This window comes from Nocardioides sp. InS609-2 (assembly GCF_023208195.1).
Taxonomy (GTDB): Bacteria; Actinomycetota; Actinomycetes; order Propionibacteriales; family Nocardioidaceae; genus Nocardioides.
On record NZ_CP060034.1, the window covers coordinates 2953358 to 2975033 of the forward strand.

Here is a 21676-nt window from a genome sequence, read left to right on the forward strand (position 1 = left end):
TCATGGGTTCCCGTATCGGCATTGTCGGCGCCACCGGACAGGTCGGCGTCGCCGTACGCCAGATCCTGCTGGAGCGGGAGTTCCCCGTCGACGAGATCCGCTTCTTCGCCTCGGCCCGGTCGGCCGGGACGGTGCTGCCGTTCGGCGACCGCGAGGTCGTCGTCGAGGACGCCTCGACCGCTGACCCCTCGGGTCTCGACATCGCGATCTTCTCTGCGGGCGCGACCACGTCGCGCGCGCTGGCCCCGGTCTTCGCTGCCGCCGGAGTCGTCGTGATCGACAACTCCTCGGCGTTCCGGATGGACCCCGACGTGCCGCTGGTCGTCTCCGAGGTCAACCCCGGCGCGATCCTGGACGCTCGCAAGGGCATCATCGCCAACCCCAACTGCACGACGATGGCGGCGATGCCGGTGCTCAAGCCGCTGCACGATGCAGCCGGGCTCCAGCGGCTCATCGTCTCGTCGTACCAGGCGGTCTCGGGCTCGGGTGTCGCCGGCGTCGAGGAGCTGGCCAACGGCGTGAGCGCGGCTGGTGACAAGGCCCGCGAGCTGGCGTACGACGGCGAGGCGGTGGCGTTCCCGGAGCCGGACAAGTACTCCGACACGATCGCCTACAACGTGCTCCCGCTGGCCGGCTCGATCGTCGACGACGGGCTGAACGAGACCGACGAGGAGCAGAAGCTGCGCAACGAGTCGCGTAAGATCCTCGGGCTGCCCGACCTCCGGGTGTCCGGCATCTGCGTACGGGTGCCGGTCTTCACCGGGCACTCGCTGGCGATCAACGCGGAGTTCGCGGAGGCGATGACGCCGGCGCGGGCCGCCGATCTGCTCGCAGGTGCGCCCGGCGTCGAGCTGCGCGAGGTGCCGACTCCGCTGCACGCGGCCGGCAAGGACCCGTCGTACGTCGGGCGCCTGCGTCAGGACGAGGGCGTCGACGGCAACCGCGGGCTGGCGCTGTTCATCAGCAACGACAACCTGCGCAAGGGTGCCGCCCTCAACACCGTTCAGCTGGCCGAGCTCGTCGCTCGTCTCGGCTCGCGCTAGTCGCTCGAGGTGCTCGCCATGGTGACCAGGTGGGCCGCGGCGTAGCAACCCGCCGCGAGCACGGGGATCACCACGAACATGGCTGGTGAGAACGCTGCATCGATCAGGAACAGCAGCACGAGTACGGCGAGCAGGCCCATGGCGAGCACGCTGGTGCTGCCGGCCTCCGGCACCACGAACGCCCGCAGCAGTGCGGCGCCGAGCAGCGTCATGCCGACCAGGATGGCGAGCAGGAGCAGGACTCCGGCGCCGCCGCACGACGACGTACTCCGGACGACCTCGCACAGGCGCTGCGACGCGTAGGCCAGCAGCGCCGTGAGCAGCCCGACGACGACGCCGGTGAGCAGGGAGGCGGGGAGCGCGCCCAGGCCGAGCAGGGGCGTGGTGCGCTCGGGCTCGGGAGGCGTGCTCTCTGCTGCATCGGGTGCCCGGGGTGCCCGGGGTGCCCGGGGTGGCGGCGCGGGGGTGCTTGCAGCGGGTGGGGTAGCGATCGGGTCGAGGGCCTGCGTGACGCGCTCCGGGGCAGCCGGCGGCGCCGGCTGGCCGAGCGCGGGGACCGGGATCGTGGCGGCCTCAGGCTCAGGCTCGGCCGCGGTCTCGACCGCCGGCTCGGGGTCTGCGGTGACCTCGGGCCGGACTGCCTCGGGCTCGGTGTCCTTCTTCTTGCCCTTGCGGCCGAAGCCGAACGACGGCAGCTCCAGCGAAGGGCCGTCCGGATCCTTGTCAGGCATGCGGCCGAGTGTGCCACGAAGGGTGCCGAGGAATCCCCGGTCGACCGGGGATCACTGAACTTGACGGGGTTTGCACGGCCCGACAAGTTCAGATTTCCCCGGTCGACCGGGGATTGCGAACGACACCAGCCCTCAAATGACGAAAGATCCGGACCTAGTTGCAGGTCCGGATCTTTCCGATCTCTTGCGAGATCACACTGTCGGGCTGACAGGATTTGAACCTGCGGCCTCCTCGTCCCGAACGAGGCGCGCTACCAAGCTGCGCCACAGCCCGATTTGCTCGTCAGGGCCGACCGGCCCACGAGCACGGCGAGCATACCCGGTCAGTCTCGGGCTCTCGAAATCGACCCGGACCCGCGAGACGGGGTCGCGCGGTCAGCGCGGGGTGAGGGTGATCATGGTGGCCTCGGGACGGCACGCGACCCGGAAACGCACGTACGGGTTGGTGCCGAGCCCGGCCGAGACGTGCAGCCACGAGGACCCGTCGTCATCCGGGGACGAGTCGGCGGGGTGACGGTGCAGGCCCTTGGCACGAGCGGGTTCGATGTCGCAGTTCGTGGTCAGCGCGCCGACCCACGGCAGGCACACCTGACCGCCGTGCGTGTGGCCGGCGATGATCGCGTCGTACCCGTCGGAGGCGAACTGGTCGAGCACTCGCAGGTACGGCGCGTGGACCACCGCAAGTCGTACGTCGGCCGACGCCTCGGCGGGACCGGCCACCGACCCCAGGTCGTCGTACTCCAGGTGCGGGTCATCGACCCCGGCGAACGAGATGCGGGTGCCGCCGACCTCGAGGGCGCCGTACCCGTTGGTCAGGTCGACCCAGCCGGCGTCGGCGAAGTCGCGGCGCAGGTCGCGCCACGGCAGTGGCGGGGCGATGGTGTTGCGGGTCCCGTCGTCGGGGAGCAGGTAGAGCAGCGGGTTGCGCAGGCTCGGCGCGAAGTAGTCGTTGGAGCCGAAGACGAACACGCCCGGCACCTCCAGCAACCCTGACAGGGCGTCGACGACGGGGATGACCGAGCGCTGGTGCGACAGGTTGTCGCCGGTGTTGATGACCAGATCGGGGTTGAGGTCGGCGAGGTCACGCAGCCAGGCCTGTTTGGCGGTCTGGCCGGGCGTCATGTGGATGTCGCTCAGGTGCAGCACCCGCAGCGGGTGGTGCCCGCGTGGCAGGATCGGCACGCTCACCTCGCGCAGGGTGTAGGCGCGCGCCTCGCACGCGGCGTACGCCGCCAACGCGGCCCCGGATGCGACGCCGAGCCCGAGCGTGCGCGCGGCAATCCGGGAGAGACTCACTCGCCAAGGCTGCCACACTGGATGCATGAGCATTCTCAAGGACCGCCTCCGCGCCGACCTGACCACGGCGATCAAGTCTCGCGACGAGGTCCGATCCTCGACCCTGCGGATGGTTCTCACCGCGATCACCAACGCCGAGGTCGCCGGCAAGGAGCACCGCGAGCTCAGCGACGACGACATCATCGGCGTGCTCTCGACCGAGGCCAAGAAGCGTCGCGAGGCGGCTGTGGCGTTCGAGGAGGGCGGTCGCGTGGAGATGGCCGCCAAGGAGCAGGCCGAGGGCGTCGTGATCGCAGACTACCTGCCCGAGCAGCTCAACGAGGCCGAGATCAGCGCGCTCGTGACGGCCGCCGTCGAAAAGACCGGCGCCGCCGGTGAAGGCATGAAGGCGATGGGCAAGGTCATGGGCATCGTGACCCCGCAGGTCAAGGGTCGCGCCGACGGTGGCGCCGTCGCCGCGGAGGTACGTCGCCAGCTCGGCTGAGCGTGAACCGGCGTCAGCCGCGTCCGCGGCCCCTGCCCTTGTTGCCCTTCTTCTTCGGGTCCTTGGCAGGGGGCGGTACGAAGCCCGTCGACTGGTAGATCACGACGGTGTCGCCACTGCTGAGCTCGGTGCCGACGCCCGGCGAGCTGTAGGCGACGTTGTCCTTCGCGACCTCGGAGCTGACGTAGCCGCCGCTCTCAGCGACGAAGCCGGCCGCCTCGATGGCAGCGGTGGCCTCATCGACGCTCATCCCACCTACCTCGGGCACCGAGGTGAGGACCCCGGCGATCTCGTCGCCCGCGGGGGCGGTGAAGTCCGCGTAGGTCAACGTCGGTGACACGGCGTCCATCGCGTCGCCCCAGATGGGGCCGGCGACGGTCGAGCCGAAGGCGCTGCTGATGTAGGAACCGCCGACCGACTGGCCGTTGAGGCTGATCCACTGGCCGGACGCGTTGGCGCCCGCGACCATGGCGGCCGCGGCGATCTGCGGCGTGTAGCCGATGAACCACACGGAGTTGTTGCCGTTGTTGGTGCCCGTCTTGCCGGCCGAGGGCTTGTCGATCGCGATGTTCTGGCCGAAGCCACCCGGCTCCATGACGCCCCGGAGTACGTCGTTGACCGCGTCAGCCGTCGCCCCGGGCAGCACCTGCTTGCATGCTTCGGGGTAGGCCTTGAGCAGGGCACCGTTTGCGTCCTCGATGGCGGTGACCGGCCGCGACGAGCAGTGCAGACCACGACCGGCGAAGGTGGCGTAGACCTCGGCCATCGTGAGTGGGTTGGAGTCGGAGACCCCGAGGATCCAGGACGGGACCTTCTGGCTCTTGGGCACGTCCACGCCGAGGTCATCGGCCAGCTGGAGCGGCTCGCACATGCCGGTGCGCTGCTCAAGCTGGGCGTAGAAGGTGTTCACGGAGTGCTGGGTGCCGGAGTAGAGGTCGTAGGTGCCGAAGCCCGTGGAGTTCGAGACCGACCACGAGCCGCTGCCGGCGTACGGGCCGTCACAGGTCTCGAAGTTGGAGTCCGGGATCTCGAGGGAGTCGGGCGAGGGAATGGACGTGCTCATCGGGATCCCCTGGTTGATGGCCGAGGCCAGCACGAAGACCTTGAACGTCGACCCGGCCTGGAAGCCGTTGGCGTCGCCGTACTCCTGGGGGACGACGTAGTTGAGGTAGGTCTCGCCCGCCTCCTTGTTGCCGCCCATCGGCCTCGACTGGGCCAGCGCCTTGACGTTGCCGGTGCGGGGCTCGACCATCGCGAGGCCGCCAATGGCCTGGTCGGTCTGGTAGACGTGCTCCCGGACGGCGTCGTCAGCGGCCTTCTGGTAGTTCAGGTCGATGGTCGTGCGGATGGTGAGGCCGCCCGACTTGAGCAGCCGCATGCGGGCCGCCACGGTCTTCCCAAGCGACTCGTCCTGCTCCAGGTAGTTGACGACGTAGTCACAGAAGAACGGCGCCTGCGACTGCACGCAGCCGTTGGGTGAGCGGGTGATGTCGAGGCCCGGGCCCTTCGCCTTCGTCTTCTCCGCCTTGTCGGCGGTGATGACGTTGAGCTGTGCCATCCGGTCGAGTACGACGTTGCGGCGCGTGATCGCCTTCTCGGGGTAGTTCGTGGGGTCGTAGAGCGTCGGGTTCTTCACGACGCCGGCCAGCAGAGCGGACTCGTCGAGCTTGAGGTTCTTGGCGTTCTTGCCGAAGTAGTGACGGGCGGCCGCCTGGATGCCGTAGGCGCCGTCACCGAAGTAGGCGATGTTGAGGTAGCGCTCGAGGATCCAGTCCTTGGAGTAGTTCTTCTCGAACGCGATGGCGTAGCGCAGCTCGCGGACCTTGCGGGCGTAGGTGTCCTCCTGCGCGGCCGCGGCGGCTTCCTTGTTGCGGCCAGCCTGGTCGATCAGGGTCATCTTGACCATCTGCTGGGTGATCGACGAGCCACCCTGGACCACGCCGTCGGACGCCTGGTTGGTCACCAGGGCGCGGATGGTGCCGCGGATGTCGAGGGCGCCGTGGCTGTAGAAGCGATAGTCCTCGATGGAGACGATCGACTGGACCATCTTGCGGGAGACCTGGTCGAGGCTGACGTTGACACGGTTCTCGTCGTACAGCGAGGCGATGAGGTTGCCGCTGGAGTCGAGGATGCTCGTCTTCTGGGCCAGCGGGGTGGCCTCGAGCTCCGCGGGCAGGTTGTCCATGCTCTTGGCGACGTCCCTGGACGCGACGCCCACGACCCCGGCGAACGGGATGACCAGACCGGCGACCAGCACACCCATCACCGCAGCGACAGCCGCCATGACACCCAGGTGAGCGAGCGCGGTGGGGCCGTGCGGCCGCTGCGAGGATCGATCAGACATGGTCCCCAGAGTACGGGAGGGGGGCGGCCAGACCCGTTTCCGGCACTATCAGGTCATCCCTCGCACCCGCGGCAGGACCACGCCGGAGTAGTCCAGATGGACTATGCGAATTGGGCCAACGGTGGCTGTTCGCGGGGGGGCTGTGGTCCATACCTTTTACCTCGTAGCACCGAGGTGGACATCATGGGGATGCCCGGCCGGTCGGAAGAAGCGGGTTTCTCACATGTGGGTTGAGGACTGGACGTCAAAGGCAGCGTGTAGGGAAGCGGCACCGGACGAGCTCTTCGTGCGGGGCGCCGAGCAGAACAAGGCCAAGCAGCTGTGCGCCGGTTGCCCGGTCCGCACCGAGTGCCTGGCGGAGGCCCTCGACAACCAGATCGAATGGGGCGTGTGGGGTGGCATGACCGAGCGTGAGCGCCGGGCCCTCCTGCGTCGTCGCCCGGCCGCCTCGTGGCGTGCCGTACTCGAAGCCGCCCGCGAGCAGCAGACGGTCATCGTCACCGTCTGACAGATCGTCCCCGGGTCAGTCCTCGGGGTGGCAGGCGAGCAGCCGGCCCACCTCGCGCAGGCCGTCGAGATCGTGTACGTCGCCGGCCAGTGCCGGGACCACCACGGTCGGCACCCTCGGGTGCGCCGAGGCAAACCGGTCGCGCAGCAACCTCTCCCTGCCCACCATCGTGGCCCGGTCGGCGTGTACGCGCAGCAGCCCGCCCGTCACCGAGGCCGGGTCGCTGCGCATCAGCCGGTCGGCCGCTGCGGTCGCCTCCTCGGCGGACAGGTCGGCACCGGACGTCGTACTCGCTCGGTTGACGACGAGCCCGGCGAGCGGCATGTCGTCGTCGCGGAGCCGTTCGACGAAGTACGCCGCCTCGCGCAGCGCGTCGGGCTCCGGTGAGGCAACCACCAGGAACGCCGTACCGTCGGCCTGCAGCAGCTCGAACGTCTTCTGGGCGCGCTGGCGGAAGCCGCCGAAGAGCGTGTCGAACGCCGCCACGAACGTCTGCATGTCCTTGAGCACCTGCGCGCCGAGCACCTTGGTGAGCGTGCCTGTGACGATCCCCAGGCCGGCCGTCATCAGCCGGGCCGGGCCGCGTGCCGGTGCCAGCATCAGCCGGATGAACCGGCCGTCGAGGAAGCTGGACAACCGCTCTGGCGCGTCGAGGAAGTCGAGCGCCGACCGCGACGGCGGGGTGTCGACGACGATCAGGTCGTAGCCGTCGGGCTTGCCGGCCCGCTTCTGTGCCTGCCGGTGGATCTGGCCGAGCTTCTCCATCGCCATGTACTCCTGCGTGCCCGCGAACGAGCTCGACAGGGCGATGTAGAACGGGTTCTCGAGGATCTGCTTCGCCTTCTCCGGACTGGCCTGGGTCGTCACCACGTCGTCGAAGGTGCGCTTCATGTCGAGCATCATGGCGTCGAGCGAGCCCTTGGCCTTCTTCAGCGGCACCGGCCGAGGGGTGTTGTCGAGCTGCTCGATGCCCATCGACTGGGCGAGGCGGCGGGCCGGGTCGATGGTGAGTACGACGACCTTGCGGCCGCGCATCGCGGCCCGCACGGCCAGGGCGGCAGACGTGGTGGTCTTGCCGACCCCGCCGGAGCCGCAGCAGACGATGATCCCGGTGCGGGGGTCGTCGATGTGGGCGTCGACGTCGAGCTGGAGCCGGGCGCTCATCGGGCCATGCCCTGCTCGCACAGCGCGGCGGCGAGCTCGTGGAGGCCGCCGGGGTCGACGCCTCCGGAGAGGCGCGGCAGCTCGTAGGTCGGTAGGCCGAGCCCGTCGACCACGATGCGCTGCTCGTCCTCGAGGGTACGGCGCTCGGCGTGGTCGCGGCCCTCGCCGATGAGCGTCTCGACCAGCTCGTGGGTGACGTCGACCTTGGCGCGCTGGAGGTCGGCCGTGATGGCCACGGGGTCGAAGTCGCCGGCACGGGCCGAGGCAAGCTGCTCGGGCGCCAGGTCGCGGGGCCGGACCTGGTTGATCACGATCGCGCCGACGGGCAGTCCGGCCCCGTGCAGCTCGGTGATGGCGTCGGCGGTCTCCTGCACGGGCATCTCCTCGAGCACGGTGACCACGTGGACAGCAGTGCGCGGTGAGCGGAAGAGGGTCATGACGTTGTCAGCCTGCGACTTGATCGGCCCCATCTTGGCCAGGCCCGCGAGCTCGGCGTTGACGCCGAGGAACTGGGTGATCCGGCCGGTCGGCGGGGCGTCGAGCACGACGGCGTCGTACGTGATGGCCGCCTTGTTGCGGGCGTTGCGCTGGGCGGCCTCGTAGACCTTGCCGGTGAGCAGCACGTCGCGGACGCCCGGCGCGATGGTGGTGGCGAACTCGACGACGCCGAACCGGTCGAGCGCCTTCCCGGCGCGGCCGAGCTTGTAGTACATCGAGAGGTACTCCAGCAGCGCCGACTCCGGGTCGATGTGCAGAGCGTGTACGGCGCCCGCCGACCCGTCGTCGTCGGCGAGCCCGCGCGCGATGCGGCGCTCCTCGTAGGGCAGCGGGTCGACGTCGAACATCCTGGCGATGCCCTGGCGACCCTCGACCTCGCAGAGCAGCACGTTCTTTCCGGCCCCGGCGAGAGCCAGCGCGAGCGCGGCCGCCACCGTGGACTTCCCAGTGCCGCCCTTGCCGGTGACGATGTGCAGCCGGACGCGGGACCAGTCGGCTGACACCACGGCTGGGCCGGTCGCGGGGGGCATGGGGGGAGCCTAGGTGGTGTATTGATACCCGGCTGGCCGGGTATCACGTCGCCTTGGTGTCGTTGCAACGCACTCACTGCAAGGGAAACGACGCCACAGCTCGCCCGGTTGTGGTTTCGCGCCACTTCCACCATCGAGATGTGGCGCGACCGGCCATGACGAGCGCCACATCGTGCTGGCTAGGATCGCTGGCGTCCCCGGCATCGAGGCAGAAGGTAGGGAGCAGACGATGGACAAGGTCGTCGCGAGCGCGGCGGAGGCAGTGGCTGACATTCCCGACGGGGCCACCATCTCCGTCGGCGGGTTCGGACTCTGTGGCATTCCGACCGTGTTGATCGATGCGGTCCTCGAGGCCGGCACCACCGACCTCCAGGCCGTCTCCAACAACTGTGGCGTCGACGAGTGGGGGCTCGGCCGGCTGCTGTTCCAGAAGCGACTGCGGCGGATGATCTCGTCGTACGTCGGTGAGAACAAGGAGTTCGCGCGCCAGTACCTCTCCGGCGAGCTCGAGGTCGAGCTCACCCCGCAGGGCACGCTGGCCGAGCGGATGCGCGCGGGTGGCTCCGGCATCCCGGCGTTCTTCACCGCCACCGGTGTCGGCACCCAGGTCGCCGAGGGCGGCCTGCCCTGGAGGTACGACGACTCCGGCAATGTCACCGTCGCCTCGCCGCCCAAGGAGGTGCGCACCTTCACGACCCCGGAGGGGGAGAAGGAGTTCGTACTGGAGGAGGCGATCGTGGCCGACTACGGGCTGGTGCGCGCCTGGAAGGGCGACCGGCACGGCAACTTGGTCTACCGCGACTCCGCCCGCAACTTCAACCCGCTGGCCGCGATGTGCGGGCGGGTGACGATCGCCGAGGTCGAGCACCTCGTCGAGCCCGGTGAGCTCAACCCGAACGATGTGCACACCCCCGGTGTCTTCGTGCAGCGGGTGGTCGCGCTGACCCCCGAGCAGGTGGCCGCCAAGCAGATCGAGAAGCGCACCGTCCAGCCGGCCGCCGAGGCCGTGCAGGAACAGAACCCGGGAGGCTGACATGGGTTGGACACGTGAAGAGATGGCCGCACGGGCAGCGTCGGAGCTGAAGGACGGCTCCTACGTCAACCTCGGCATCGGGCTGCCGACGATGGTGCCCAACTACGTCGCCGACGACGTCGAGCTGGTGCTCCAGTCGGAGAACGGCATCCTCGGTGTCGGCGCCTACCCGGTGGCCGGCGAGGAGGACCCCGACCTCATCAACGCCGGCAAGGAGACCGTGACGGTGCGCAAGGGTGCGTCGTTCTTCGACTCCGCCACGTCGTTCGGGATGATCCGCGGCGGCAAGATCGACGCCGCGATCCTCGGTGCGATGCAGGTCTCCCGCAACGGCGACATCGCCAACTGGATGATCCCCGGCAAGATGGTCAAGGGCATGGGCGGCGCGATGGACCTCGTGCACGGTGCCAAGCGCGTCATCGTGCTGATGGAGCACACCGCCAAGGACGGCTCGCTGAAGATCCTCGACGAGTGCGACCTGCCCTACACCGGCAAGCGCGTGGTGCAGCGGATCATCACCGACCTCTGCGTCATCGACGTCGTCGACCCGGCCACCGGCGAGGTCGCGGTCTCCGGCACGCACGGCGACCGGGTCCTCAAGCTCGTCGAGCTCGCACCCGGCGTCACCGAGGACGAAGTGAGGGAGAAGACCCAGCCCGAGCTGATCTCGTGAAGCTGCGTGACGGGTCGATCGTCGGCTCCGACCCCAAGCGTCGTTATGGATGCTGAAGCTGGCGCGTACGGCGCACGCGGCGACCAGAACACCGCGTTACAAGCGGGACGCGGACTGGCAGGCTGAGCGCGTGACTACTCGCGAGCAGCCCTGGTCCGACGAAGGTGCAGAGCCCGGACGGGTCGTGGTGCTCAGCCGCAACCCGATCGCCGACGCGATCGAGGTCATCGCCGCGGCGGTGGGCCGCGAGGTCGTCGTGGTGGCCGAGGACGACGAGGGACGCGGTGTCGGGCAGCTCACCCAGCTGAGTCTGCGCGAAGGCGACGCGGTGGTGCTCTGCGACCACGACGCGCCCGACGCGCCCCAGGCGATGCGCGACGCGCTGACCTCGCCCGCGTCGTACGTCGCGATGTTGGCCAGCCGACGGCGGTCCGAGGGGCTCATGCAGCAGCTCACGGACGAAGGCGTGGCCGGTCTCGACAAGTTGCACGTGCCGGCCGGCCTCAACACCGGAGGCAAGTCACCCGGCGAGATCGCCCTGTCGGTGGTGGCCGAGATCGTCGCCGAGTCGAACGGCCGCGACGGCGGGTCGATGCGTCGATGACCGCCTCGCCGATCGTCCTGGTGCCCGGCTACTGGCTCGGCGCCTGGGCATGGGACGACGTCGTGGCGACGCTTCGTGCCGACGGCCACGACGTCACGGCGCTCACGCTGCCCGGGCTCGACGCGGTGGACACAGACCGTTCCGCGATCACGTTCGCCGACCATGTCGATGCCATCTGCGCTGTCGTGGAAGCAGCCGGGACTCCCGTCGTACTCGCCGTCCACAGCGGGGCAGGGGCCGTGGGCTACGCCGCCACCGACCGCGGGCCCGAGCAGATAGCCGCAATGGTCTACGTCGACACCGGACCTGCGACAGATCCCCTCGACGTCCGCTTGACCGTCGACGAGCTGCTCATGCCGCCGCTGGAGGTGCTCGGCCCAGACGAGAGCCTCGCGGGCCTCACCGACGAGCAGCTGGCGACGTTCGTCGAGCGAGCCGTGCCGGAGCCGGGCGGAGTGGTGCGGGGGAGCGCAGAGCTGGTCGACGACCGGCGGCTCGACGTGCCCACCACCGTCATCTGTACGACCATCCCGGCGGATCACCTCCAGGAGGGCATCGCCAACCGCGAGCTCTGGGTGGGCGGGCTGGCGGAGATCCGCGACGTCACCTGCGTGGACCTGCCGACGAGCCACTGGCCAATGTGGTCCCGCCCCGACGACCTCGCTGCCGTCCTCTCCGGGATCGCCCGGTCGCAGGTCAGCTGACCGGAGTACGACGCGACGCCAGGTGCGCCACGAGGGCCCAGGCAACCGAGATGGTGAACACCGCGGCGAACGGGTCGCCGAGCACTCCGGACAGGTCGGTGCGGCTCACCGCGGCGTACGTCACGCCACACAGCGCCAGGGCCAGTGCGGCGCCCAGCGAGTCGGCGATCGAGAGCGCGGAGCTGTTGAAGCCGCGGTCGCGTTCGGTGGAGTGGCGCAGCATCGCGACGCTCGTTCGCGGGAACGCCGTACCCATGCCGACGGCCGCGAGGGCGTAGCCGAGCATCAGCACGACCGGGTGAAGGAGGGCGCCGGTGGCGAGCAGTGAGAGCGCCGCGCCAGCCATGAGCAGGGCGGTGCCGACGAGCATCGCGCGCTCGTCGGTGAGTCGGGCGCCCAGCCGCGCCTGCACCTGGCTGGCGCTCGCCCAGCAGATGCCGGCTGCCGCGAGCGCGAGGCCGGCGCGGCCGGTCGAGAGGCCCCAGTGGTCCTGCAGCACGAACGGCAGGTAAGCCTCGGCGCAGAAGAACGACGCACCCAGCGCGCCGCGGGTCAGCACCACGCTCGGCAGGCCACGCGCCGCACTCAGGGTGCGCGGCGGCACGAGGTGTCGTACGGACACGAGCACGACTGCGCCGGCGGCGGCCGCGAAGAGCAGGCCGAGCCCGGGGCGGGAGCCGAGCAGGTCGAGGGAGAGTACGGCGACCGCCGCGACCGCCGCCCACCCGAGCTGGCCGACGGGCACCCGTGCGCCGGTGGGCTCGGGACGGCCGCGCAGGCCGAGCAACGACGGAACGACGAAGGTGGTGGCGACGGCGACCAGCCCGACGACGCTGAGGAACACCCACTCCCAGCCCCACTGAGCGGCGATGAACGCGGCGATCGAGGGCCCGAAGAGCGACGGCAGCACCCAGGCGGCGGCGAAGCCGGCGAAGATCGAGGGCTGCAGCCGGGCCGGGTAGACCTGTCCGACGACGACGTACAGGCCGACGGTAAGGGCGCCTGCGCCGAGCCCCTGGACGAGGCGACCGACGACCAGGATCTCCATCGTGGGCGCGAGCCCGCAGACCAGCAGTCCGAACGCGAAGAGCACGACCGAGGCATAGAGCGGCGGCACCGGCCCGCGGCGGTCGCTCCAGATGCCGCACACGACCATGCCGACGATGCCGGTGGCGAGCGGCGCAGCGAAGCTGATCGCGTAGAGGTGTACGCCGTCGAGCTCGCGCGCCACCTGCGGCATCACCGTGGTGACGGCGAGTGCCTCGAAGGCCGCGAAGAAGACGAGCGCGACCATGCCGACCGTGGTCAGGGCGTAGCTGCGGCTGATGACGGTGTCATCGGGATCGGTGGTCGGTGCAGCCAAGGTCACCGTCCGGACCCTAGGACCTCAAGTGGGCTCGAGGGCAACTCAGTGCCGTTCCTCGAGCCCGACGGCGTCTCGCAGCCTGCGCACCGACGCCTGCAGCTCGGGGGAGCCGTCGGCGTGGTGCTCCATCAGGTCGGAGAGCGCCTCGGCCAGCACGTTGAGCTTCTCCTGCGCTGTCTCCTCGCTGCGGCGAGCGGCGTTCTCGAGGAGCACCAGCAACAGCAGCGACAGGATCGCCGACCCGGTGTGCAGCGCCAGCTCCCACTTGGTGATGGTCGTCCAAAGCGGGTAGCTCACCGCCCACAGCACGATGGCGAGCACGATGATGCCGAAGAACGGCGCCCGGCTCACCCGCTGGTTGACCGCCTCCACGAACTTCTCGAAGGGGTTGCGCCCGGTTTCTTGCCCGCGGTCATCCGCGGCGTTGCTTCGTCCGTCCATGAGCGCAGGGTACGGCGCCACTCGGGCCATGTAACGCGCCGTTACTCACACTTCCGCGCCCATCGGTGGGCCCATCAGTGTGAGTAACGGCGCGCTACATGGGGCCGCGCAGCTCAGTCGGTGGCGAGGCCGGCCGCGGGAGCGGTGCGCGCCGCCCGCCGAGCCGGGAGTACGCCGGCCAGCAGGCCCGCCGCCCCCGCGACCAGGACCACCACCGCCAGCTGCAGCCAGGGCAGCACGAACGGGGCGTCGGCGATCACCGGCTCCACCATCGCGCGTACGGCGACCCAGGCGAACACCGTACCGATGACCCCGCCCAGCACCGTCGCCACCACCGAGAGGAGCACCGACTCGACGGCCAGGGTGGCGCGCAGCTGGCGCCGGGTGAGGCCGAGGGCGCACAGCAGGGAGTTCTCGCGGCCACGTTCGATCACCGACAGGCCGAGAGTGTTGGCGATGCCGATCAGCGCGATCACCACGGCGACGGCGAGGAGCCCGACGACCGTGCCGGTCAGCACGTCGAGCTGGAGGTCGACCCAGCTGCGGTCGGCCAGCCCGTTGACGAGCTCGGCACCCACCGGGGCACCGAGTGCGTCGAGATCGCCGCCGAAGTCGTCGGCGTCCGCCCCGTCGGTCGCACGGACCCAGATCGCGGTGAGCGCTGCGTCCGGAGCCAGCCGGGCCAGGGTGTCCGGAGCCACGATCGCCGCCTGGCCCCAGCCCTCTCCGCCGACGATGGTCAGCTCGGCGGTCTGCTCGCCGACCCGCACGGTCACGGTGTCGCCTTCGTACTGCTCCGGCCCGCGCACGTCCCACGGCAGGTAGATCTCGCCGGGTCCCGCCGGCGCGAGCGGCGCATCGCCGCGCGTCACCGCGTTGCTGTCGGGCGCTCCCAGCAGGGCCACGGCACCGGCGCCGACGACACGAGCCGCCGTGCCCTGCACCGGGATCGCCGTCTTCACCGACTCCAGACCTTCGACCTGGGTGAGCACCGACCCGGGGATGGCCTTGCCGGTCGAGGTCAGGGCTGCGTCGAGAGGGTGCTGGGTGTCCATCTCCGCGCCGAGCGCGCTGCGCGAGCTGGCCATGCCGATGAGTACGGCGGTCGTCAGGGTGACGCCGATCAGCAGCGACGCGGTGGTGGCCGCCGTACGCCGCGGGTTGCGCACCGCGTTGCTGGTGGCCAACCGGCCGGGCATGCCGGCAACCCGGCCGGTGAGCGGGCCGACCGCGCGGATCAGCCCGGGCACGATGACCGGTCCGAGCATCAGCAGCCCGACGAACGTCGCCGAGCCACCGGCGACCATGACCACCGGTGACTGCATCGCCACCGCCATCGCCAGGAGTGCCACACCGACGGCGCCGACCAGCACCCCGGCGGCGATCCGCCACCTGCCGGCGTTCGTGCGTACGTCGATGCCGGAGTCGGGCCGCAGCGCGACGAGCGGATCGACGCGTACGGCGCGACGCGTGGGCAGCCAGGCCGCGACCGTGGTCACGAGCAGGCCGACGGCGGCGGCGCCGACGTACCAGTGCAGGCCGATGTCGACGCTGCCCATCGCGGCGGAGGAGAACTTGCTGCGCGCGACGGCGACGAGGCCGTAGCCCAGGCCGGCGCCTGCGGCGATGCCGACCGCGGAGGAGACGACGCCGAGCACCAGCGCCTCGGCGCGGATCGAGCGGAGCACCTGGCGGCGGGTGGCGCCGACGCAGCGGAGGAGGGCGAAGTCCCGCTGCCGCTGGGCGAAGAGGATGGAGAAGGTGTTGGCGATGACCAGCACCGAGACGAACAGCGCGATCGCGGCGAAGAGCAGCAGCAGGGTGGCCAGCACGTTGACGCCCTGGTTGGCCTCGATCTGGCGTTCCTCGACGAAGTCGTCGACCGACAGCACCGACACGTCCCTGGTGATGCCCTCGATCTGGCGGGTCTGTTCGGCGACGGAGCCGGACGACGCCCACGCGATGCTGTCGACGTAGATCGTCTCGGCCCACGGCTGGAGGTCGGTCCAGGTGAGATAGATCGACGCGGCGCTGGTGATCGACGGGGAGTCGACCAGGCCGACGACGTCGACCTCGATCTTGTCGTTGTCACTGCCGATGGTCAGCCGGTCGCCGACCTTCACGTCGCCCTTCTTGGCGTCGTTCACGTCGACGACGGCCTCGCCCGGCCCGGTGGCGAAGCGACCGGAGTCGAGTTCCTGCCAGCGCAGGGCGGGCGTCGTACTCAGCTCGCCGACGTCGGTCTCGTCGACGATGCGTACGCCGTCGCGCGCGACGGACTGACGGGTCCAGCCGATGACGGCCGCGTCGGCACCCGTGTCGGCAGCACCGTCGCGGATCTCGACGGCCGCTTCGGAGGAGAGATTGGTGACGACGACATCGGCGCCGGCGTACGGCGCCTTGATGCCGGCGAGCATGCCCGAGCGCGCCGACGAGGTCAGCGCGGCAGTGGTGATGATGAAGGCGACGCCGATGGCCACGGCGAGAGCGGCGGCGACGTACCTGCGGGTGTGGGTGCGCAGAGAGGCGAGCAGCACGACCTTCATCGGGCCGCGCCTTCGCCACGGAGGGCCGCGACGAGCCGGTCGGTGCCGGGCTCGATGAGGTGGGCGCGCACGACGCCGTCGGCGAGCACGACTACGTCATCGGCGTACGCCGCGGCGTCGAGCTCGTGGGTCACCATGACGACGGTCTGACCGAGCTCGCGCACCGAGCGCCGCAGGAAGCCGAGCACCTCGCCCGACGACTCGCTGTCGAGGTTGCCGGTCGGTTCGTCGGCGAAGACGATGTCCGGCTGGGAGACGACCGCGCGGGCCATCGCGACCCTCTGCTGCTGGCCCCCGGAGAGCTCGTGCGGGCGGTGGCCGAGCCGGTCCCGGATGCCCATGGTGTCGACGACGAGGTCGAAGCGGGCGGTGTCGACGGGACGGCCGGCGAGGTCGAGCGGGAGCACGATGTTCTGGCGCGCGTCGAGCATCGGCAGCAGGTTGAACGACTGGAACACGAACCCGATGTGGTCGCGACGGAAGATCGTGAGTGCGGTGTCGTCGAGCGTCTGGAGCTCGACGCCGCCGACCGAGACCTGCCCCTCGGTGGGGGTGTCGAGGCCGGCCAGGCAGTGCATCAGGGTCGACTTGCCGGAGCCGGAGGCGCCCATGATGGCGGTGAAACGGCCGCTGGGCAGGTCGAGATCGACGCCGCGGAGGGCGTGCACGGTCGCGTCGCCGCGGCCGTAGGTGCGGCTCAGGGCGCGGGCGCTGGCGGCGGTCTTGGTGGTGGTCGCGAGAGTCGTCTGGGTCATGCCGACGACGCTATTTCCCGGCGCGTCCCCGGTCGTCAGGCCGCGGGTGGATCTCGGCGTCCACCCACGGGATGAGTCGTCCGCCCCACACCGGGCCAGGACCCGGTCTCAGGCGGACGACCCGGTCAAACCAGGCCGGCCTCGTGCGCGAGCACGACGAGCTGCACGCGGTCGCGACAACCGGTCTTGGCCAGCAGCCGGCTGACGTGCGTCTTCACCGTCGCCTCGGCGACCACCAGGCTGGCGACGATCTCGCCGTTGGAGAGGCCACGACCGACGAGCACGAGCACCTCGCGCTCCCGGTCGGTGAGGCGGTCGAGGCGAGCGTCGTCGGGCCGCGTCGTACGCGCATCGGGCATCGCCGAGAAGTGTTCGAGCAGCCGTCGGGTGGTGCTTGGCGCGACCACGGAGTCGCCTGCGTGGACCGTGCGGATCGCGCCGAGCAGGTCTTCGGGAGCCGCGTCCTTGAGCAGGAACGCCGCGGCGCCGGCGCGGATCGCGGCGAAGGCGTACTCGTCGAGGTCGAACGTCGTCAGCACGATCACCCGCGGCCCCTGCGGCCGCGCTGCGACCAGCCGCGTGGCCTCGACGCCGTCGAGGCGGGGCATCCGGACATCCATGAGTACGACGTCGGCCGGCGTGGTCGCGAGCAGGTCGACCGCCTCCTGGCCATCGCCGGCCTGGCCCACCACCGTCAGGTCGGCCTGCGACTCGATGAGCATGTGGAAGCCCGCGCGCACCATCTGCTGGTCGTCGACGAGGAAGACGCGAATCACTGGTGCTGGATCGTTCGCTCCGCTCACAGTGGAATCCTCGCGTCCACCCGGAAGCCGCCTCCGGGTCGGGGCCCTGTCGTGATCGTGCCGCCGTGCACCGCCACCCGCTCGCGCATGCCGAGCAGGCCGAGCCCGGAGCCGTCGTTGTCCGCCGCTGCTCCACGACCGTCGTCGTCCACCTGCACGCTCACTTCCGTGTCGGTGACCTGCACGCGGACCAGCGCCTGCACGTCGGGCCCCGCGTGCTTGCGCACGTTGCTCAGCGCCTCCTGCACGACGCGGTACGTCGTCAGCGCGACGCCGACCGGCACCTCGGTCTCGAGCCCGTGCAGCTCGGCCCGGACGCACTCACCTGCCTGCTCGATGAGGATCGGGAGGTCGGTCAGCCTCGGTGCCGGCGCTGTGCCGGTGTCGTCGGCGCGCAGCAGGCCGAGCATCCGGCGCATCTCGGTGAGCGACTCGCGGCCGATGCTCGCGATGGTGCCGAGAACCTCCGTGGCAAGCGAGGGGTCCTGAGCCGCGGCGTACCTCGCGCCGTCGGCCTGCACCACGATCACGGACAGTCCGTGCGCGACGACGTCGTGCATCTCGCGGGCGATGCGGGCGCGTTCGTCGGAGGCGGCCAGGGCGACCTGCTGCTCGGCCTCGAAGCGGATGCGTTCGGCACGCTCGACGAGGGTGTCGACGTACGCCGCGCGGGTGCGGCCGAGGGTGCCGAGCGCCCATGCCGTCACGACGAACGCCGAGCAGGTGAGGAAGTAGGGAAGGAGCCGCTGGACGGTGACCTCGGGCGCGAAGAAGCCCACAAGCCAGTCGACGGAGGCCACGGCGCCGGCCACGACGCCGGTCGCCATCGCCGCCAGCGCCGGGCCGGCCGTCGAGAACCGGGCGACGGAGTAGACCGCGACCGGGAAGGCGACCTGGCCCCAGATCGGCGTGCCCAGCAGCGGCACCTGCACTGCGTGCGCCACGGCGACGGCCACGAATACCGCGACCGGGTGGGTGCGGCGCCAGTAGAGCGGGAGGACCTGGACGACCGACAGCACGATCCACCGCGGGTCGACGCCGGCGACGGGCATGGCCAGGGAAGGCAGGAGCAGCACGGTGGCCAGGACGCGGTCGAACCACTGGCGGCCAGCCGCTTCCAGCTGCCACGGGCGGCGCCCCACCCCTGTCTCGTCCACGGTGGCCACCGTAGACGGACGAGAAGGCGGGTGCGTCAGTCCACGGGATGACCCTAGGGTCTGGCCATGGCTGCCGAACTCGAGGAACTGCTCGTCGCCGACCCTGCGCAATGGCGGGCCTGGCTCGAGGAGCACCACGCGAACTCGCCCGGGGTCTGGCTGATCCTGACCAAGAAGGGCGGCACGAAGACCACGATGACGTGGCAGAGCGCGCTCGACGAGGCGTTGTGCTTCGGGTGGATCGACGGGCAGGCCCGGCGGCGCGACGACGAGACGTCGTACCAGCGGATGACGCCGCGCGGCCCACGCAGCACGTGGTCGGCACGCAACGTGGGGCACATCGAACGGCTCGAGGGCGAGGGCAGGATGACGCCCGCGGGGCGCGCAGCGGTCGACGCAGCCAAGGCCGACGGGCGCTGGGACCGGGCCTACGCGCCGCCCTCGGAGGCCGTCGTACCAGATGACCTAGCTGCTGCGATCGCGGCTGATCCTGCTGCGCAGGCGATGTTCGAGGTGCTCACGAAGACCAACCGCTACGCGCTCATCCACCGGCTCGTACAGGTGAAGAAGGCCGAGACGCGCGAGCGGAAGATCCGCGAGTTCGTGGCCATGCTGGCGCGGCAGGAGACCGTCTACCCGCAGAAGGCGAAGCCCGACTAGGGTCGGTCGCATGACCAAGTGGGAGTACCTGACGGCGCCGATCCTCACGCACGCCGCGAAGCAGATCCTGGACAACTTCGGGTCCGAGGGGTGGGAGCTCGTGCAGATCGCGCCGGGCATGAACCCCGAGAACAACGTGGGTTACTTCAAGCGACCGGTGGAGGGCTGATGTCGCACCCCGAGGAGAACCTGGCCGAGCTCGGCCTGTCCGTGCCCGAGGTCGCCAGGCCGGTCGCGGTCTACGTGCCGGCCGTGCAGTCGGGCAACCACGTCTTCACCTCCGGCCAGCTGCCGATGCGGTCGGGCGAGCTGATGTACACCGGCAAGGTCGGTGGCGAGGTCTCGCCGGAGGAGGCCGTCGAGTGTGCGCAGCAGTGCGCCCTCAACGCGATCGCCGCGGTCAAGGCCGTGATCGGTGACCTGGCGCAGGTCAAGCGAGTGGTCAAGGTCGTCTGCTTCGTCGCCTCGACCCCCGACTTCACCGGCCAGCCGGGCGTCGCCAACGGCGTCTCCGAGCTGCTCGGCAAGGTCTTCGGCGACGCCGGGATCCACGCCCGCTCCGCCGTCGGCGTCTCGGTGCTGCCCCTGGACGCGCCGGTCGAGGTCGAGATCCTCGTCGAGGTCTGAGCCGGTGAAGCGACTCCCGCTGCCGGCCCACCTCGTCGAGCAGGCGCAGGCGTACGCCGACGGGTCGTCGGAGCCGGCAGAGCCGCGCAACGCCGCGACCGTCGTACTCCTCGGTCCTTCCTCTGACGGGCCGAACGTCTACCTGTTGCGCCGGCAGACGACGATGGCGTTCGCCGGCGGCATGTGCGTCTTCCCTGGGGGTGGCGTCGACGAGCGCGACGACGACCCGGCGGTGGCGTGGGCCGGTCCCTCGCCTGACGAATGGGCGTCCCGGCTCGGGGTCGACGGGGACCTCGCCCGGGCGCTGGTGTGTGCGGCGGTGCGCGAGACGTTCGAGGAGTCCGGCGTGCTGCTCGCCGGACCCGATGCCACCTCGGTGGTCTCCGACACGACCACCGAGGACTGGGAGGCTGACCGCGCGGCGCTCGAGTCGCGCGAGCTGGCCTTCGCCGACTTCCTCGTACGCCGCAGGCTGGTGCTGCGCACCGACCTGCTGGGCGCGTGGTCGGGCTGGCTGACGCCGGTGTTCGAGCCGCGCCGCTACCGCACCTGGTTCTTCGTGGCCGTGCTGCCCGAGGGCCAGCGCACCCGCGACGTGTCGACGGAGTCGTCGGCCGTGGCGTGGATGCCGGCCCGTTCGGCGGTCGCGGCGGTCGACGACGGCGAGATCTTCATGATGCCGCCGACGTGGCTGACCTGCCTGGAGATCGGTGGGTACGACTCGCCCGACGCCGTGCTCGCGGCGTCCGAGGGACGCGAGGTCGAGATCTTCATGCCGGAGGTCATCAGCGACGGAGAAGGGCACATCCTCTCGACCCCCGAGCGCTACACGGCGCTGATCGCCGACCGATGAGCTGGTCTGGCGGCTCCTTCGGGGAGCGCGCTGAGTGCGTGCTGGCTCCCAACGCCAACATGATGACCCTCGACGGCACCAACACCTGGGTGCTGCGCGAGCCAGACGCGCGCCGCTCGATCGTGGTCGACCCCGGGCCGTCGATCCTGTCCCATCTCGACTCGGTCGCGTCCGTCGCCGGCGAGGTGGCGGTCGTGCTGCTGACCCATCACCACCTTGACCACTCCGAGGCCGCCCGCTCGTTCGCCGAGCGGGTCGGCTGTGGCGTGCGGGCGCTCGATCCCGCTCAACGACTGGGCTCCGAGGGGCTCTTCGACGGTGATGTGGTGTCCGTCGACGGCCTCGAGGTGCATGTGGTGGCCACTCCCGGGCACACCGCCGACTCGTTGTCGTTCCTGCTGCCTGCCGAGGGCGCCGTACTCACCGGCGACACGGTGCTCGGCCGCGGCACCACCGTGGTCGCGCACCCCGACGGGCAGCTCGGCGCCTACCTCGACTCCCTCGACCGGTTGCACGCGCTGGCCGCGGCGCACGACGTCGGCACCATCTGGCCCGGCCACGGCCCGGTGATCGACGACGCCCTGGGCGCGCTCGACTTCTACATCGCCCACCGGCGCGACCGGCTGGCGCAGGTGGAGTCGGCGCTGGCCTCCCTCTCGCCTTCCGAGGCTGATCCCGCCCGGCAGATCGTGGAGATCGTGTACGCCGACGTCGACGAGGTGCTCTGGGGAGCCGCCGAGCTCTCGGTGCGCGCGCAGCTGGCTTATCTCTCCGCCCGTTGAGTTGCGCCGCCGTACCTGTTGAGTTGCGGCTCTGTGCTCGTTGAGATGCGCTGAACGAGCCGCAAGTCGTCCAC

The 21676-nt window shown here is 70.5% G+C and carries 23 protein-coding genes and 1 tRNA gene; 12 read left to right on the top strand and 12 right to left on the bottom strand.

All coding sequences use genetic code 11. The features are described 5' to 3' along the window. The first annotated feature begins 2 nt into the window (after window positions 1–2). Window positions 3–1043, top strand: a complete 1041-nt coding sequence (locus H4Q84_RS15320) for an aspartate-semialdehyde dehydrogenase (RefSeq protein ID WP_248579949.1) — start codon at window positions 3–5, stop codon at window positions 1041–1043. Here H4Q84_RS15320 and H4Q84_RS15325 read toward each other — a convergent pair. From H4Q84_RS15325 to H4Q84_RS15335, 3 genes are all read right to left on the bottom strand, one after another. Continuing rightward, complete coding sequence (locus H4Q84_RS15325) at window positions 1040–1774, bottom strand: hypothetical protein (protein WP_248579950.1); 735 nt, start codon at window positions 1772–1774, stop codon at window positions 1040–1042. The two genes, H4Q84_RS15320 and H4Q84_RS15325, sit on opposite strands and share 4 nt — an antisense overlap. A gap of 200 nt (window positions 1775–1974) precedes the next feature. Continuing rightward, window positions 1975–2048, bottom strand: a tRNA-Pro gene (locus tag H4Q84_RS15330). A gap of 101 nt (window positions 2049–2149) precedes the next feature. Beyond that, window positions 2150–3070 carry a metallophosphoesterase gene (locus tag H4Q84_RS15335; protein WP_248579951.1) on the bottom strand — a complete coding sequence of 307 codons (921 nt, stop codon included), beginning with the start codon at window positions 3068–3070 and terminating at the stop codon, window positions 2150–2152. A 25-nt stretch (window positions 3071–3095) separates the two neighbouring features. Here H4Q84_RS15335 and H4Q84_RS15340 point away from each other — a divergent pair, with 25 nt between their 5' ends. Continuing rightward, a complete protein-coding gene (locus H4Q84_RS15340) occupies window positions 3096–3554 on the top strand; it encodes a GatB/YqeY domain-containing protein (protein ID WP_248579952.1) in 459 nt (152 codons plus the stop codon). Between the two features lie 13 nt (window positions 3555–3567). Here H4Q84_RS15340 and H4Q84_RS15345 read toward each other — a convergent pair whose 3' ends face one another. Then, window positions 3568–5898: a transglycosylase domain-containing protein gene (locus tag H4Q84_RS15345; RefSeq protein ID WP_248579953.1), complete on the bottom strand. Its 2331-nt coding sequence runs from the start codon at window positions 5896–5898 to the stop codon at window positions 3568–3570. A 223-nt stretch (window positions 5899–6121) separates the two neighbouring features. Between H4Q84_RS15345 and H4Q84_RS15350 the strand changes: the two genes are divergently transcribed. Next, window positions 6122–6406, top strand: coding sequence for a WhiB family transcriptional regulator (locus H4Q84_RS15350; protein ID WP_248579954.1), 285 nt, complete (start codon window positions 6122–6124; stop codon window positions 6404–6406). Between the two features lie 15 nt (window positions 6407–6421). Here the strand turns inward: H4Q84_RS15350 and H4Q84_RS15355 are convergent, their stop codons facing one another. Together H4Q84_RS15355 and H4Q84_RS15360 are read right to left on the bottom strand one after the other, a co-directional pair. After that, window positions 6422–7570: an ArsA family ATPase gene (locus tag H4Q84_RS15355; protein WP_248579955.1), complete on the bottom strand. Its 1149-nt coding sequence runs from the start codon at window positions 7568–7570 to the stop codon at window positions 6422–6424. Then, window positions 7567–8598, bottom strand: coding sequence for an ArsA-related P-loop ATPase (locus tag H4Q84_RS15360; RefSeq protein ID WP_248579956.1), 1032 nt, complete (start codon window positions 8596–8598; stop codon window positions 7567–7569). Before H4Q84_RS15360 ends, H4Q84_RS15355 begins: the two co-directional genes overlap by 4 nt. Before the next feature lie 229 nt (window positions 8599–8827). Here H4Q84_RS15360 and H4Q84_RS15365 point away from each other — a divergent pair, with 229 nt between their 5' ends. The 4 genes from H4Q84_RS15365 (at window position 8828) to H4Q84_RS15380 (ending at window position 11612) form a co-directional block, all read left to right on the top strand. Beyond that, window positions 8828–9631 carry a CoA transferase subunit A gene (locus H4Q84_RS15365; protein ID WP_248579957.1) on the top strand — a complete coding sequence of 268 codons (804 nt, stop codon included), beginning with the start codon at window positions 8828–8830 and terminating at the stop codon, window positions 9629–9631. Between the two features lies 1 nt (window position 9632). After that, window positions 9633–10304 (top strand): 3-oxoacid CoA-transferase subunit B, encoded by a 672-nt coding sequence (locus tag H4Q84_RS15370; RefSeq protein WP_248579958.1) that lies wholly within the window; start codon window positions 9633–9635, stop codon window positions 10302–10304. Window positions 10305–10434: 130 nt separating this feature from the next. Beyond that, window positions 10435–10908, top strand: coding sequence for an XdhC family protein (locus tag H4Q84_RS15375; protein WP_248579959.1), 474 nt, complete (start codon window positions 10435–10437; stop codon window positions 10906–10908). After that, window positions 10905–11612 (top strand): alpha/beta hydrolase, encoded by a 708-nt coding sequence (locus tag H4Q84_RS15380; RefSeq protein ID WP_248579960.1) that lies wholly within the window; start codon window positions 10905–10907, stop codon window positions 11610–11612. Before H4Q84_RS15375 ends, H4Q84_RS15380 begins: the two co-directional genes overlap by 4 nt. On the opposite strand, the gene H4Q84_RS15385 is transcribed toward H4Q84_RS15380, so the two are convergent. The 6 genes from H4Q84_RS15385 to H4Q84_RS15410 all read right to left on the bottom strand — a co-directional run bounded on the left by H4Q84_RS15385 (window position 11605) and on the right by H4Q84_RS15410 (window position 18680). Continuing rightward, window positions 11605–12981: an MFS transporter gene (locus H4Q84_RS15385; protein WP_248579961.1), complete on the bottom strand. Its 1377-nt coding sequence runs from the start codon at window positions 12979–12981 to the stop codon at window positions 11605–11607. The two genes, H4Q84_RS15380 and H4Q84_RS15385, sit on opposite strands and share 8 nt — an antisense overlap. Window positions 12982–13020: 39 nt before the next feature. Continuing rightward, complete coding sequence (locus tag H4Q84_RS15390; RefSeq protein ID WP_248579962.1) at window positions 13021–13419, bottom strand: low affinity iron permease family protein; 399 nt, start codon at window positions 13417–13419, stop codon at window positions 13021–13023. Window positions 13420–13532: 113 nt separating this feature from the next. Beyond that, window positions 13533–15965, bottom strand: coding sequence for an ABC transporter permease (locus H4Q84_RS15395; RefSeq protein ID WP_248579963.1), 2433 nt, complete (start codon window positions 15963–15965; stop codon window positions 13533–13535). After that, the gene (locus H4Q84_RS15400) at window positions 15962–16720 is read right to left on the bottom strand and encodes an ABC transporter ATP-binding protein (RefSeq protein ID WP_248579964.1); all 759 of its coding nucleotides are present in this window, start codon (window positions 16718–16720) and stop codon (window positions 15962–15964) included. Before H4Q84_RS15400 ends, H4Q84_RS15395 begins: the two co-directional genes overlap by 4 nt. 125 nt (window positions 16721–16845) lie before the next feature. Continuing rightward, entirely contained in the window at window positions 16846–17523 is a 678-nt protein-coding gene (locus H4Q84_RS15405; RefSeq protein ID WP_282580251.1) for a response regulator transcription factor, read from the bottom strand. Next, entirely contained in the window at window positions 17520–18680 is a 1161-nt protein-coding gene (locus tag H4Q84_RS15410) for a sensor histidine kinase (protein ID WP_248579965.1), read from the bottom strand. The genes H4Q84_RS15405 and H4Q84_RS15410 overlap by 4 nt, the downstream gene beginning before the upstream one ends. Before the next feature lie 66 nt (window positions 18681–18746). Between H4Q84_RS15410 and H4Q84_RS15415 the strand changes: the two genes are divergently transcribed. Genes H4Q84_RS15415 through H4Q84_RS15435 form a run of 5 tightly spaced genes read left to right on the top strand, consistent with a single transcriptional unit; the run spans window position 18747 to window position 21602 of the window. Beyond that, complete coding sequence (locus H4Q84_RS15415) at window positions 18747–19340, top strand: YdeI/OmpD-associated family protein (protein ID WP_248579966.1); 594 nt, start codon at window positions 18747–18749, stop codon at window positions 19338–19340. A 10-nt stretch (window positions 19341–19350) separates the two neighbouring features. After that, window positions 19351–19509 (top strand): DUF4177 domain-containing protein, encoded by a 159-nt coding sequence (locus tag H4Q84_RS15420; RefSeq protein WP_248579967.1) that lies wholly within the window; start codon window positions 19351–19353, stop codon window positions 19507–19509. Next, window positions 19509–19967 carry a RidA family protein gene (locus tag H4Q84_RS15425; RefSeq protein ID WP_248579968.1) on the top strand — a complete coding sequence of 153 codons (459 nt, stop codon included), beginning with the start codon at window positions 19509–19511 and terminating at the stop codon, window positions 19965–19967. Before H4Q84_RS15420 ends, H4Q84_RS15425 begins: the two co-directional genes overlap by 1 nt. Window positions 19968–19971: 4 nt before the next feature. Beyond that, window positions 19972–20820 carry an NUDIX hydrolase gene (locus H4Q84_RS15430; protein ID WP_248579969.1) on the top strand — a complete coding sequence of 283 codons (849 nt, stop codon included), beginning with the start codon at window positions 19972–19974 and terminating at the stop codon, window positions 20818–20820. Continuing rightward, on the top strand, window positions 20817–21602 hold the full coding sequence (locus H4Q84_RS15435; RefSeq protein WP_248579970.1) for an MBL fold metallo-hydrolase: 786 nt from the start codon (window positions 20817–20819) through the stop codon (window positions 21600–21602). The genes H4Q84_RS15430 and H4Q84_RS15435 overlap by 4 nt, the downstream gene beginning before the upstream one ends. Window positions 21603–21676 lie beyond the last annotated feature (74 nt).